A 13,021-nucleotide genomic window follows, 5' to 3' on the forward strand; every position below is an offset into this window, starting at 1 on the left:
CGACTGTTTCCCGGTGCGGACGCTCACGTTGGGCAGCACGGTCCGGGTGCCGACGGCGGAGCTGTGGAAGCTCCTAGGCGTGGAGGGCACGTACGTGTAGCCCTTGTGAAATAGCTGCGGTGCAAGTCGGCGCACCGGAAGCGGTCTGATCCTTGCAACAGTGTGACCTATCTTCGCTAGCATGGGAGGCGGATCGGGGTCGGAGAAGGCTGGGGAGATTCTGTGCCGAGGTTGTACGGGTTCGCGGATGCCGCCTACAGAAGGCCGAAGGACGACGAGGTGGCGCCTCTGCAAGAGGCCGCCAACCTACGGGAGGCCGGCCAGCCCTATGAGGACATCATCATCTGGATGAACGAAGAGGGGCACCGCACAACCCTGGGCAATGAGTGGCGGCCTGCCGCTCTGGCCTCAGTCCTGGATCACCCAGCCATCGCCGGCCTTTACGAGGACGAGGAGGGCAACCTGCTGCCCTCCGGAGGGCCGGAGCTGATCCCGCCTGAGCAGTTCCGGAAGATCCGCGCGATGCGGCGCAAGCACCAGTCGGAAGCAGAGCGGGCGCCGCAACAGGAGTATCTGCTGAGCGGTGAGCTCACGGTGTGCGGTCTGTGTGCCCATCCCCTTGGCGCTGCTCCTTCCAACGCCGGCAGCCGGGGCCACCGCTGCATGCCGAGCACCAGGCAGCACCCCGGCGGCTGCGGGCGCGTACGGATTAACGCCGACCTTTTGGAGACGTACGTCGCCGAGCATGTGCTGGCTGAGCTGGCCAAGCCCGAGGTCAGTGCGCTGATCGAGCAGGCACGCGACCAGTTGCTGGCGGAGGCGGTGAAGCTGCGTGAGCGGGCTGATGACGCCAAGCGCCGCCAGAAGCAGTTGGGCGAGGACTACGCCCGCCCCTCGGGTATGTCGCTCCAGGCGTTCAAGGCGGCCGACAAGGAGTTGTCGGCGCAGGCAAAGGCGGACAGGGCGCGGGCACGGTTCCTTGAGCGGGTTGAGCATGTGCCCGTGGGGAGCGTGCCGGATCTGGTGCGGTGGTGGAAACACGCGCCGATGGTGGCGAAGCAGGGTGTCGTGGTGCTGATGCTGGAGCAGATCGCCGTGTATCCGGCCGCGTCCAGGGGCTCGCGCACCGTGGACGCGGACCGGGTCCGCTTGAAGTGGCGCTCGTGGGATACGGCGCCGTCTACGGAAGTGCAATCCGCCTGACGGCTGTGTCCTTGACGGCCCGGTTCGTTGCCGACCGGGCGCGCGGCAGGAGGAGCCGTTTCGCGACCGTGGGCAGCGTGACTCCCACGGCGACGAGGAGCGCCGCCAGGGCGCCGGTGATGGGCACGAAGTGCGTCTCCACGAAGGACGGCCAGGCCCATCCCCCGAGGTGGGCGATGGTGATCCCGGTGCGGGCGACGGAGTACGCCAGACCCAACACACACCCCACGGCAGCGACGGCGAGACCGGCGGCTGCGACGCGCCAGCGCCGCCAGGCGGCGCAGGCCAAGAGGATGTACTGCAGGCTGACAGTGATGGCCATGACGTCCAGGAAGCCTAGGTGCGTCAGCACGAACGCGGCCTCCATGCCGTCGACATCGGGTGCGGAGAACAGCTCCGCGGATGAGGCGCGGACGTACTGGAACTCCCAGGCCAGCACGGCCATGACGCAGCAGAAGAAGACGATGTAGGCCACGACGGCTCTGCGCACGCCGATGGTCGGCTGCCACCAGCTCACCGTCACGAGTTGCATGCTGAGAATGGTCAGCCCGCTGGTCAGGGCCCACAGGAGAGCGCCCGCACCTCCATGGCCGGTGACGCCGTCCACGGCTTCGGCAACCTGAGGAACCAGAAGGAAGGCACTGGCGAAGGCGCTCTCACACAGCACGACGCGGGCGCGGCGGGCCGTGAAGGACGGCTGCCGGCGTGGGGGGTGGGGAGCGTAGGTGAGGTAGGCGGCCGTGGCGAGTGCGATGAGCAGGGCGCTCGCGCTGAAGAGGGGGGTGTCCAAGGGGTTCAGCGTCCTTCCAGGTCAGCCGCTGCCCTTTCAGCGGCTTCGCTCAGGCTCAAGCGGCGACGCGGCCGGCCTTCACGAGGTTGGTCGACGCCAGGGGGCGGTGGGGGGATCGCCGGGACGTCTTCGGGAAGTCCCGCATCCCGGCGCATCTTCCTGAGCATCGACATGACTTCAACGATGTCCTCTGCCGGGAGGCCTTGCATTAAGCGCAGTACCTCGCGCGCCTCGGGCTGTTCCCGGAACACGCACAGCGCGGTGAGGTCGTCCCATTCCGGTCCTGGCAGCAGGAACGCGGCCGGGGCGCCGAGCGCCTGGGAGAGTGCGGTGACGGTGGATGACCGGGGGTTGCAACTAGAGCCGTTCAGCAGGCTGTTGACCTGGCCGTGCGACACAACTGGTTTGCAGTGAGGAGGCTTTGACGTCGCCTTCGCAATGTCGTGGGCGCTGGGCGTGAAGCCGTCCGCATCGCGACGCAGACGGAACAAGGCAAGCAACTTCTCGCTCAGGCTCATGAGTTCGGGCGCGCCCGACGCGTCTGCCATGTCCCCGCTCCTTGTCCAGGCATATGCTCAACGCATAGTAACCGCTTGACATTTACACTACAGCGCAGGTCGGATGGCTTATACGGTTTGGTGGACGGTTTCCGTGAAGGAGTGCGGTGAACGAGGTGGGCGTCGCGTCGCACCACGCACCTGCGGCTGGGCGGGCGCGCACGGGGAGCGTCTGGCGGGCGGGTCACGGCGACGCGCTTGCCGTTTACGGGAGGAATCGCATGTCCGAGCCAGACGAGCGGCGGATCGCGGAGTTGGCCAAGAAACCTCCGCGCGTGCTCCGGGGAGGGGCAAGCGCGCAGGCGCTGAACGAAGCGCGCAGAGTACTGGAGGCTCAGGCGCTGACCAGCAGACAGCGGCCGGACAGCGAGGTGCGAGACGACTGACGTTTCAGCGATAGAGATAGGTGACACGACTGGATCGGTCATGTATGTTCGGGCCTGCCGGGCGGGTACAGCAGCCGCAGGAACCCTGCGCCGGCGGCGTCGCGTGAGCGGCGCCCTTCCCTGCTCCTCGCGGGTGGCCGACCCCCCCGCGCCCCACCCGCGAGGAGCGGCCGCATCGATGCGGCCATGGGGTGAGTGGATGGGAGCGGAGCCCGCCACAGTCGCAAGACTGCGGCGGGCTCGCCTATTTCAGGGCGCGGTCTGACGCCGTGACCTTGAGCGGCCCTGAGGCGCCTCTCTCGCAAGGGGGCGCATTCGGCCGGGAAATGCAGAATTGAATTCTCGAAATTAAAAGAATTCCCACTTGCATTAGAGGTGTATGCGATTAAGATATAAGTGTAAGGAAAAAGGGAAAGCCGAAAAGGCGGCTTCCCTTAAGGATATGAAAGGTGCGGGAAATGTTCGCTAACCTCAAGGTCTCCGAGATCGCCCCCAACCCCGACCAGCCCCGCAAGTTCTTCGACGAGGCGCAGCAGGAGGAGCTGACGGGCAGCATCAAGGAGAACGGCCTCCTCCAGCCGGTCGTCGTCCGGCCGGTCGAGGGGGCTGAAGTCCCCTACATGCTGATCGCGGGCGAGCGCCGGTGGAGGTCCTGCCAGGCGGCCGGCCTGGAGGTCATCCCTGCCAAGGTCATCGAGGACGCCAGCGAGGAAAAGGCGTACGTCCTCAGCATCGCCGAGAACGTCAACCGCCAGGACATGACGATCATGGAAGAGGCCGGCGCCTACGCCGACCTCAAGGCGGCCGGCTGGACCCCGGCCAAGATCGCCAAGCAGTTCGGCAAGACGGAGACCCACATCACCTGGCGCCTCGGCCTGCTCACCCTGCGCCCCGAGGTCGCCGAGATGGTCGACAAGGGCCAGATCAAGAACAACCTGGCCTGGCACATCGCCCAGCTCAGCCCGGCCAACCAGATGGTCGCGGCCATGCGCTACGTGCGCGGCGACTTCGACAGCGAGGCCGAGGCCCAGCACTTCGCCAACGGCCTGAAGATGATGGAGAAGCAGACCTCCCTCACCAGCGAGGAGGCCCCGTCGGCCGAGGAGCAGGAGAAGCGGAAGAAGGCCAAGGCCAAGGCCAAGGACAGCCTCGGTAAGGCGGAAGAGGTCCTGATCCCGCTGCTGGAGGACCTGGCCGAGAAGAAGCCCGAAGACCTGGCCGTCATTCTCGGCGACGACCTCGCCCGCCACCTGCGGGTTGTCACCCGCCTCTACGCCAAGGTCCAGATGGTGAAGAACATGCTCAGCAAGGCCCAGGGCATCCAGCGAGCCATGGAGGCCGAGTTCAACAAGGCGGCCGTCGAGGTCCAGCAGGAGGCTGCCCAGCAGCAGGCCACCAAGACGCAGGCGGCCAAGCAGCAGGGCGCGGCCAAGTCCGAGGGATCGGCCACGGCTGCGACGAAGCCGACCGCCAGGAAGGCGGCCGCCAGGCCGGCGGCCCCCCGCGCGAAGGCCACGGGCGCGGCCAAGAGCCCCACCCGCACCGTCCCGGCCCAGAAGAAGACAGAGCCCGCCACGGGGGCGGCCAAGACGGAGGAGCCCGCAATGGCGAAGTGAGGCGGAGGGGGCCTGGCGCGTCCGGGCCCCGTCCCTCCCCTCCAGGGGCGCGGCCGGGGGCATCCCGGCCGCGTCGCTTGCTGTCTGCGGCACCGCGCGAGCGCCTCCTCAAAAGCGCGCGTAAATTCACCCAGAAATCCCGGATATTAATTCCGGGTGAATATGTACTAGGCCCCCAAATTCCATTAAGATTATAAATGTCAAGCAGGAAAAACATTCTCAACTCAACAGTGGAAAAGAGGGATGAGTAATGGACAACTCTCAACTGGACTGGGGTCAGGAATCGGCAGACCCGGGCATCCGGAACCTCACCGACTTCCTTGAGTACCTCATGGACTCGGCGCGTGACAGGATCCCTGGCCCGGCATCCGAGTTCATTATCGAGACCGAGAAGACTACGGCTTCCAGGGTTGCCAGCGAGTGCAACCGGGTCCTGCGTGTGACGGCCGAGTTCCCGAACTCTGAGCCCCAGGCTTTTGACATCGCCATCCATCTGGCACAGCCCACCACCCGGAAGGCCAGCCCCCAGGACTGAGCCCCGCCTGTCGGACCGGACCTCACGGTCCGGTCCGACAGCCCCCGCCAGTGCGAGGCGCGGCCGACGCGGTGCACGGGGCAGACGCGCGGGCGGCCACCGAGACGGGATTCCGAAATGACCAAGATGCTGGGCGCGCTCCGCCGCGGGCATGGACAGACCTGCCGCTACGCCGGCCGTGGGTGCACCTGCTTTCTGTATCCCGGTGAGCACGATCCCCAAGCCAAGAAGCTGCGTCGCCGAGCGGCGCGTCACGCGGAAAAGCGCGCGTGGCGGCAGAACAAGTGGTGACCCTCCGGCCGGATCACCGGCCAGACCACCAACGGCCCCGGTCGAACCCGACCGGGGCCAGACGCATGACGGGACACTCGTCCCCAGCAAGGAAGGAGCCAGGTTGCTCACCCTCTTCACCAACCGATACCAGGCATTCCAGCCCCCGCAAGGGGTGCCCGTACGCATCACCCTGGGCGCCCCGCGGTTCAAGCTCCCCTACCCCCTCCAGCACGCGGTACGGGAGCTGGCGCCGCGCCGGGAGTACTTCACCAAGCCCCTCCCCGAGTTCACCGCCGCCTACCGGGCCGACCTCGACCAGCTCGGTCCTGCGCGCATCGCGGAGCGGCTACGGGCCATCGTGAACGCGGAGCAGGAACACCGGCTGGTCCTGCTCTGCTTCGAAGACCTGGCCGACCCGGCGCAGTGGTGCCACCGCAGGGTCTTCGCCGCCTGGTGGAAGGACACAACCGGCGACGAGGTGCGCGAGCTCTCGCCGATGGCCGACCAGTACGAGCAGGGGACCTTGATGTGATCCTGATCCTGGAGCCGCACCTTACTGGTAGGTGACCCCCTTTCAGGACCTATGCGCTTTTGCTCGGGTTCATAGCAGTGCCTGGTCAGGTCTCCGCCCGGCTGGGCGCTGCCCCGATCGTGTCCCGATCATCAGGGGCACGCGCTTCCCGCCATGCGCGCCACCGGGCTGGGGTGCACGGCAAGAAACTGTACGGAGTCAGGGCCGCAACGTACTGGGAAGCCACCTGTGACCCATCGGGCGAACGGCTTCATGGACCGTGAGTTCAAGCGCGGTCGCGCCGTATCAACGAATCGTAGGTCCCGAAATTGGGAACAGCCTCCCAATTGCTGGCGACGTCAATGCCGCGGCGGCTTTCCCTCGTTTCCTCGCCATCGGCCTCTACAGTCCGCCGAATGATGCCATCAGTGGTGAACTCGTAGGACTCCATGCGCTCCGCATCGGCGTATCCGCCGCGCTCCTGCGAGTCGCCGTAGTCGTATGAGGTTGCTGTCTCAAGGAAGAGGGACCCATTGATGAGGGTAAACGTGTAGTCGAGGGAGTCGCGGCCGTACTCATCCATGAAAATGACTGAGCTGTAGCCGGTCTCCAGGCGCATTTCGACGCGCAGTGCCGGCGCTGAATTCTTTTGGGGGAAGGCGACTGCGGTGTACAACTGGCCGGACACATGCCTGGCCTGGGCCTGCTCGGGCGTCAGGGTGTTCACGGGCGTCTCGGTGAGGTTGTTCCACTGCTCGCAGTAGGTCCAGATCATGGTTGCTTCAGCCCGTGCCCTTCGGTAGCCGGTAGACGAGACCCTGCACGTCCCGGATTATCACGCCGTGGTTCGCTGCTTCCCTGAGCGCCCATTCTGGCACAGGCTGCGACTGGACAGGGACTTCCAGATAGTACTTGCCCTTCAAGGGTTTTCCGATCAGCTGTGGATATTCTGCGCGCGCTTTCGGTGTGTCCGGGATCTTTGTTCCCGCCTTGTACTTCTGGTTGATCTCGCGCAGATAGTTCCTGAACGTCTCCGGCTTGATCTTCGATATCTGTGTCTGCTTGCGTGAGACGATCTCTTTTCCAGGCCGGTACGAGTCCAGGAATTTTCCGTTCTCAAGATAGATCTCGTTCGCCGGGTAACGTGGCCAATTCTCCTCGTTGAACTCGCGCCCCTTCTTCCACTTGTCAAGCAGCCATTGCGGGGTGCCCTCGCTCCTGCCGCCGCTCGATTCGCTCGCACCCGCTCCCCCTGCGCCGACCGCCATCAGCACAACACCGGCAGTACCGAGGACACCAGCGTTGAGCGCGGCCTCTGCGGTGAGGGCGCCGACCACTCCCCCTCCGGCGAGCGCGAACCCGCCGGGAGGGAACAAGGCAAGCAGGGCGAGCAGGAGGAGGGCGAAGCCGAGGTAGACCAGGAACGTGTTCAGGGCGTCGAGCAGATGCAGCGTGCGGATGGCCCTGCCGTCGGGGCCGGCGTCGCCGAACCCGCGCCACAGCAGGAGTGCGCCGGTGGTAGCCGCCCCTAATGCGGTTGCGAGGCGGAAGCGATGGACTGCCAGCAGTTCCCCCATCGGCTGCGCTGACACCAGCCGCCAGGTGCGCAGCAGAGCGGTGAGTTGGTAGGTGATCCAAGCCAGGGCGGCGATGCCGAAGCCCATGAGAATTTTCGGCCCCGAGCCGGTACTGAAGAAGTCCTGGAGGTCGGCAGTAGAGGTGAACGAGCCGACGCCCAGGAACAGCAACGCAGGCAACGCCAGTACACAGGGAATAAGCAGCAGCCACCGCTCCCGGGAACGGCGGGCCGCTCGAGTCGCCTTCAGCCATGCGCGGATGTTCAACGTCTGCCAGGCACGCTGGTTGTCGGATGCGTCCATGCGGGCCGTGATCCCCGTGACCACGCCACGCAGTTCCCCGCTGTCGTCGGGCGGCGCCGACGCGGCGGCGTAGAGCAAGGAGCGCCGCAGCCTGACAAAGCGCAGGACGATCAGCAGGCTCCATGGCAGACGCCAGGCCGAATAGCGAAGCAGTGCTCCGAAGCTGTCGCCGTCGGTACGTTCAGACGCGAGCAGTACGCCCGGCACAGTGCGCTTGCCCCGGTGAAGCCAGCGCAGGTCCACGGCCATGGCGATGGCCAGGCACGTGAGTGGCGCCGCCCATGCCAAACCGTCCAGGGACTCCAGCCACTCCGTGGCCCAATCGGCGTGTTCCTGTACCGCGTAGTTGTTGACCGTGTGATGGACGGCGGCGGCCACCAGGGGAAGCACTGACAACAGTCGCACCCAACCGAGTGCGCGCCACCATAGTCCCACTCCGAAGCCGGCCATGGCCGTCCACACCAGGTGCGTGAACGTTTCCGTGACTGGAGGGCCGCCCAAGTCCAGTTGGCTGAACGGCGCGGGGAGCCAGGAAGTCAACACTTGCCCCAGGCCCGGCACGTAGGGCGGGGACAAGCTGTCGGGGATGATCCAGCCCTCACCGCGGGCGATCGCCCGGTCCGCATCCAGGCCAAAGCGGAGAACCGCCTCTAGCAGCCCGAAGCCGCCCCCCAGCGCCGCACCCACCACCACGAAGTCGGTCAGCCCCCACTGGCGGCGGACCCTCAGACTCAATCCCGCCAGCAACAGCGGGGCAACCTTGAGTAATTCCTCGACCCAAGGAGCCACCGTGTAGCTGGTCATGTTCACCACCGTCACCAGCGACTGTCCCGACTGCTCCGCGTAGATACGGGTGTAAGCGAGCTGCACCAACGCCGTCGCCACGCCACACCCGTACACACCCACCGCAAGCGCCAGCAGCACGGTCGACAGGCGCACCGAACGCGTCGGCCAGGAAAAGGCGAACAGTTGCAGCACGCCCCAGACGGCCGCCACCGCCATCATCAACGCCACACCAGGCCCCCCGACGCACCCGAACAACTATCTATTCGCAATCGTGAACGTGATGCTATGCAGTCAACTAATGATGCAGCAAGAGAGTTGAGAGACAGGGAGAGGCGGCAATCAGACGGGTGCAAAGAGCGCCGCCCGTGGCCTCGGAAGCGCGAATCACCCATACAACCCGAGAGCATGCCGTCTGGGATGTCACCGGCCTCTCCCGCTTGCGTGACATGCCTCCGGGGTTTGCCCGTTGACCGTTCCCTCGTGTGCCCAACTCCGGCACATGCTTGGCAGTTGGGCGTCGCAGGGCACCGTTCTCACAAATCATCAGGACTTCCGGAGGACGGGCGGCGCTCCTCCGACCCTGGCGAAGACGTGGGCCCGGTTCGCCGCAACTCGTCCAGCACAAGACGCACCGACCTGATGAGGTCAGGGAGCTGATCGAGGAGCCCCTTCAGGGCGTACATGAAAGCCGATATAACGCCAGCCGCGCCCAGAATCCCCACGATGATCTGCACTTCCATGCTCGGCTCCTCCTCCAAGCGGAGAGATGGCCGAACTGAGCGCAAACCGCGAACAACGAAGGGCAGGTGTCTCAGGTCGACCACCCCGACTACGGTGATCAACTGAGGCCCTGCCGACGTACAGGCCGCGTATGCAGTTGTCGCGATTGACGTGGTGCCGAATGCCTCGACACTTACGCCCGAAAGGGACGTCGGACCCGTTCCCGTCGCAGCCAGCACTGCTGGCCGTGCCCTGCGAAGTCTACCGGCCGGATGCGGCCGTGGCAGGCGAAAGACCATTGCTGCCGAAAGCAAGCCATCGGATGCGCCTAGTTGGCAGATCCTGATGACTCACCCGAGACAGTGCCGCGGCGATCACACAGGGCGGGCCAGGGCCAAGAACTGGTCGGCAGCCCGGGTCCATGCTTCCTCACGGTCCGCAGCATCGTGCGGGGACTTCAGCAACTCGTCCAGAATGGCCCCTCCTTGCGGGAATCTGCCGATGGCGAGGTCCAGCCAGACCAGGCTCAGGCCATCGTCCGCGGCGGGATCCCGCATGGCAGCCACTGTGTACGCGGCCCAGGCAGCCTTCATCACGTCCGCATCCCGTGCGGGCAGTTCACCACCTGTGGCGCGCAGCCGTACGCCCGCACGGAGCATCAGCCAGCCCCGGCACAGCATCGGCAGCCGACGGCTTCGTGACGTCGTCTTCCGCAAGCTCGTGCCAGGACCGCCACTCGACGCGCAGCACCTCCCCCGCATCCAAGGATCCTTCCCCTACGGCGCATTGATGGGCGAGGAACAAGTGGCACCTCTCGGTGCTTGTGGCACGGGCCGAGGTAACTGGGCCGAGCGAATGGAGCCACGTTGCCTGCAATCCGGTCTCTTCGGCGAGTTCGCGCCGTGCCGCGTCAGTCAGCCTTTCCCGATCGTCGACCAGCCCGCCGGGGAGGTCAGTGACCTCCTGCTCATGGAGGTAGTGCTGCTGAGTTACAAGCGCCACGCGGCCGCGGTGTACGGCAAGGACGCGAACGGAGTCAGGGGCCGCGACGTGCGGGTAAGCACCCGTGCACCATCGGGGCGAACGGTCTCGTCAACCGTGAGCCGGATGCGACCGCCCGGCCCGCCCGCAAACAGCACACGGCTGCTCAGCCGGCGCCACTTGCTGCTGTTTCCCATACGCCAGACCCTACTGGTAGCAGAGATCTTCGGTCCGGGTCGGACTGATGGTCCCCACTCGCTGACCACGACCGCGCCCCTGGCGGCTCCGTCCCGCACACTGAGCCTTCGCGCGGTCATCCAGGTTCGCGCCGATCCAGATGTTCCGACGCACGGCGGTCGAGATCCCTGAGGCTCCTTAGGGTCGACGCACGGGGCGAGATTATGAAGCGGGCCGAACGGTGGAGTCTGGGAGGTGCGCGGGCCCGGCGGGAGAGGGATCAGGCGCGCTCCAGTCGAAGACGAGGCGAGCGTGACGTTTCGCGACGATGTGTGGCCCCTGGTCTGGGTCGGCGGTTCCATCGAGGTACACCGTCAGCCGCGGTCTGGCACTGCGGGCATCCTGGTCCCAGGCGGTCACCAGGTCGACCATGGTGTCGGCGAGTTCGTCCGCGTGAGGGCCATAGGCGTGGATGCCGAACTCCCAGAGGCCAGCACCGGTTTCAGTGGTGGAGAGTTTGCGGGTCAGGAGGTGGGCGAGGGAGTCGCCGCGGACGAGCGTGGCGGGGTCCCAGCCTCCGGGCCGGTGGAGGGTGCCCGTGTCGAGGTCGGCGTCGACGGCGAGGCGGGCGAACCCGTCGAGGTGGGTCGCCAGCCACAGCAGGAGCATGTCGAACGGCACGTTGCCCCCGATGGTGACCCCGGTCCACCGTTCGGTTCGAGGCATGCCGAGAGCGGCGTCGAGGCGGCTGGTGTCGGCGGGGGTGCCGTCGGCGAAGCGCACGGTGACCTCCCCGCCGCGCAGCCGGGTGACGACGTCCTCGCGGTAGCCGGGGCCTTGGAGGGGGACGAACCCGCACACCGTGTACCTGTCGGCGACCAGCACTCCGTCGCGTTTGATGAAGGGGATGGACCAGGTGTAGCCGTGGATGCGTAGCGGGAGCACCAGGCGTCCGCCCTCTGCGAGGCAGTCGATCCAGGCAGGCGGGATGTCGCGGGCTTCGACGGTGACGATGAGGGCGTCCACGCTTCCGGGCACCGCGAGCAGGGCCGGGGCTTGTTCGCCGTCGCCGAGGTGGACAAGGACGTGGTGGTAGCCGGTGTCGTCGAGGAAGCGGCGGGCGCGGTCGATGACGAAGGGGTCGATGTCGATGCTGATCACGGTGCCGTGCGGGCCGACGAGCTCCTGGGCGAGGGCTGCGTTGTAGCCGCCGGATCCGACCTCGATCACCGTGTCGCCTGCGCGGACGGCGGCGTCGCGGAGCATGGCGGCCTGCAGCCAGGGTGCCGAGACGCTGCTGGTAGCCGCCCCGCCAGGGGTGCGCTTGGTGACGGGCGCCTGCATTGGGTCATACGCGTCCTTCAGGGTGACCCCGGGCAGATAGCGGTGGCGTGGTACGCGCCGGACGGCGGCTTCGATCGCACTGCCCGCATCCATCCAGCCCTCCTTTACCAGCTGATCGGCCATCTCCTGCCGCATCCTGGCCGCATTGGTGGCCTGTTGGGTGGGCTCGGATACCTCGACGGGCACGATCGGGTAGCGGTGGACGGGCAGCAGGCCAGTCAGCAGGCCGGGCCAGACGGTGTCGATGACGTGCGCGCTCGGGGTGAACAGTGGCTGGGTGAGGGCAGGCAGGTCGGCGACGTCATGCCACTCCCAGCGCCGAATCAAGTCCGGTTCGGTGACGGTCGGTTCACCGCTGTATGCGGTGACGCGTACAGCTGCCGTCATCCGCGGGATGCCGTGGGTGGAATCCATGAGCAAAGCGAGCAGGCGTGCGTCCGCTCGATCGGCCTTCAGGCTGGTCTCCTCCTCCAACTCCCGCACGGCAGCGTCGAGGAAGTCCTCGTCACCCTCGTTCTTCCCGCCGGGCAACTCCCAGACTTTCCGCCGTGCCGACCAGCCCAGCAGGATCCGCCCCGCGGAGTCAGTTACGACGACGCCGGCGCCGGTCAGGGCGTGCGGGGCAGGGCGTTGCTTCCCCGCACAGATGCCCTGGGCGGAGGCCGGATCGCGCAGGACGACGAAGGCGAGCCCGTCCGCGTCGTGGCGTTCGACGACTGTCCAGCTCGCGCACAGCAGGTCGAGTTCGTCTTCGTCGAGGGCGATGTCCCGCTTGCTGTCCGGTACCGAGTCTGCGATGGGAGTGATGATGCAGACGGCGCCGCCCGGGCGCAGCCGTTCGCGCAGCCGGTTCATCACGCGGGTGCGGTCGCGGACGAAGGCCCAGCTGAGGCGGAAGGTGATCAGGTCGTAAGCGGGATGTGGCAGGTCGTCCAGGCAGTCCTGCTCAATGTCGAAGCACAGGTAGGTGACCGCTCCATGGCCGGTGCTGGTGCTGTCCTGGTGGGTGTTGGCCAGTGTGATGGCGGTGGGCGCGTAGTCGACGGCGTCGACCCGGTAGCCGCTGTCGGCGAGATGGCGGGCGAGTTCTCCAAGCCCGCAGCCCACGTCAAGGGCGAGCCCGTTCTCGGGGGCGGGAACATGTGCGGTGAACAGGTCACGCTCGGCGTCACCGAGCGGCCGAAACGACGCTCCGCGTGCGTAGTGCGCATCCCACTCGTCTGTCGTGGTGTATCCCACCGTGGGGTCTCCTTGCCTGGTCG

Annotated in this window: 13 protein-coding genes; 5 read left to right on the top strand and 8 right to left on the bottom strand. The window is 66.5% G+C overall.

Annotated features, from left to right (window positions below; all coding sequences use genetic code 11):
• Window positions 1-279 precede the first annotated feature (279 nt).
• Entirely contained in the window at window positions 280-1,203 is a 924-nt protein-coding gene (locus NW895_RS02160) for a recombinase family protein (protein WP_289933312.1), read from the top strand.
• On the opposite strand, the gene NW895_RS02165 is transcribed toward NW895_RS02160, so the two are convergent.
• Window positions 1,181-1,993, bottom strand: a complete 813-nt coding sequence (locus NW895_RS02165) for a hypothetical protein (protein WP_289933313.1) — start codon at window positions 1,991-1,993, stop codon at window positions 1,181-1,183. The genes NW895_RS02160 and NW895_RS02165 overlap by 23 nt on opposite strands.
• A 5-nt stretch (window positions 1,994-1,998) precedes the next feature.
• Window positions 1,999-2,541 carry a hypothetical protein gene (locus tag NW895_RS02170; RefSeq protein ID WP_289933314.1) on the bottom strand — a complete coding sequence of 181 codons (543 nt, stop codon included), beginning with the start codon at window positions 2,539-2,541 and terminating at the stop codon, window positions 1,999-2,001.
• Between the two features lie 853 nt (window positions 2,542-3,394).
• On the opposite strand from NW895_RS02170, the gene NW895_RS02175 reads away from it, so the two are divergent.
• The 4 genes from NW895_RS02175 (at window position 3,395) to NW895_RS02190 (ending at window position 5,892) form a co-directional block, all read left to right on the top strand.
• Window positions 3,395-4,552: a ParB/RepB/Spo0J family partition protein gene (locus NW895_RS02175; protein WP_289933315.1), complete on the top strand. Its 1,158-nt coding sequence runs from the start codon at window positions 3,395-3,397 to the stop codon at window positions 4,550-4,552.
• A gap of 250 nt (window positions 4,553-4,802) precedes the next feature.
• Window positions 4,803-5,087 carry a hypothetical protein gene (locus NW895_RS02180; RefSeq protein WP_289933316.1) on the top strand — a complete coding sequence of 95 codons (285 nt, stop codon included), beginning with the start codon at window positions 4,803-4,805 and terminating at the stop codon, window positions 5,085-5,087.
• A 117-nt stretch (window positions 5,088-5,204) separates the two neighbouring features.
• Window positions 5,205-5,378 carry a hypothetical protein gene (locus tag NW895_RS02185; protein WP_289933317.1) on the top strand — a complete coding sequence of 58 codons (174 nt, stop codon included), beginning with the start codon at window positions 5,205-5,207 and terminating at the stop codon, window positions 5,376-5,378.
• A 103-nt stretch (window positions 5,379-5,481) separates the two neighbouring features.
• Complete coding sequence (locus NW895_RS02190) at window positions 5,482-5,892, top strand: DUF488 family protein (RefSeq protein ID WP_289933318.1); 411 nt, start codon at window positions 5,482-5,484, stop codon at window positions 5,890-5,892.
• A gap of 265 nt (window positions 5,893-6,157) precedes the next feature.
• Here NW895_RS02190 and NW895_RS02195 read toward each other — a convergent pair whose 3' ends face one another.
• The 6 genes from NW895_RS02195 to fxlM form a co-directional block, all read right to left on the bottom strand.
• Window positions 6,158-6,646, bottom strand: coding sequence for a hypothetical protein (locus tag NW895_RS02195; protein WP_289933320.1), 489 nt, complete (start codon window positions 6,644-6,646; stop codon window positions 6,158-6,160).
• Between the two features lie 7 nt (window positions 6,647-6,653).
• Entirely contained in the window at window positions 6,654-8,756 is a 2,103-nt protein-coding gene (locus tag NW895_RS02200; protein ID WP_289933930.1) for a PrsW family glutamic-type intramembrane protease, read from the bottom strand.
• A gap of 314 nt (window positions 8,757-9,070) precedes the next feature.
• On the bottom strand, window positions 9,071-9,277 hold the full coding sequence (locus tag NW895_RS02205; protein WP_289933321.1) for a hypothetical protein: 207 nt from the start codon (window positions 9,275-9,277) through the stop codon (window positions 9,071-9,073).
• A gap of 354 nt (window positions 9,278-9,631) precedes the next feature.
• On the bottom strand, window positions 9,632-9,814 hold the full coding sequence (locus tag NW895_RS02210; RefSeq protein ID WP_289933322.1) for a hypothetical protein: 183 nt from the start codon (window positions 9,812-9,814) through the stop codon (window positions 9,632-9,634).
• Between the two features lie 61 nt (window positions 9,815-9,875).
• Window positions 9,876-10,259 carry an NUDIX hydrolase gene (locus NW895_RS02215; RefSeq protein ID WP_289933323.1) on the bottom strand — a complete coding sequence of 128 codons (384 nt, stop codon included), beginning with the start codon at window positions 10,257-10,259 and terminating at the stop codon, window positions 9,876-9,878.
• A 378-nt stretch (window positions 10,260-10,637) separates the two neighbouring features.
• Complete coding sequence (fxlM, locus tag NW895_RS02220; RefSeq protein WP_289933324.1) at window positions 10,638-12,998, bottom strand: methyltransferase, FxLD system; 2,361 nt, start codon at window positions 12,996-12,998, stop codon at window positions 10,638-10,640.
• Window positions 12,999-13,021: the final 23 nt, after the last annotated feature.

The sequence above is a fragment of the Streptomyces sp. S.PNR 29 genome (assembly GCF_030386795.1).
Classification (GTDB): Bacteria; Actinomycetota; Actinomycetes; order Streptomycetales; family Streptomycetaceae; genus Streptomyces.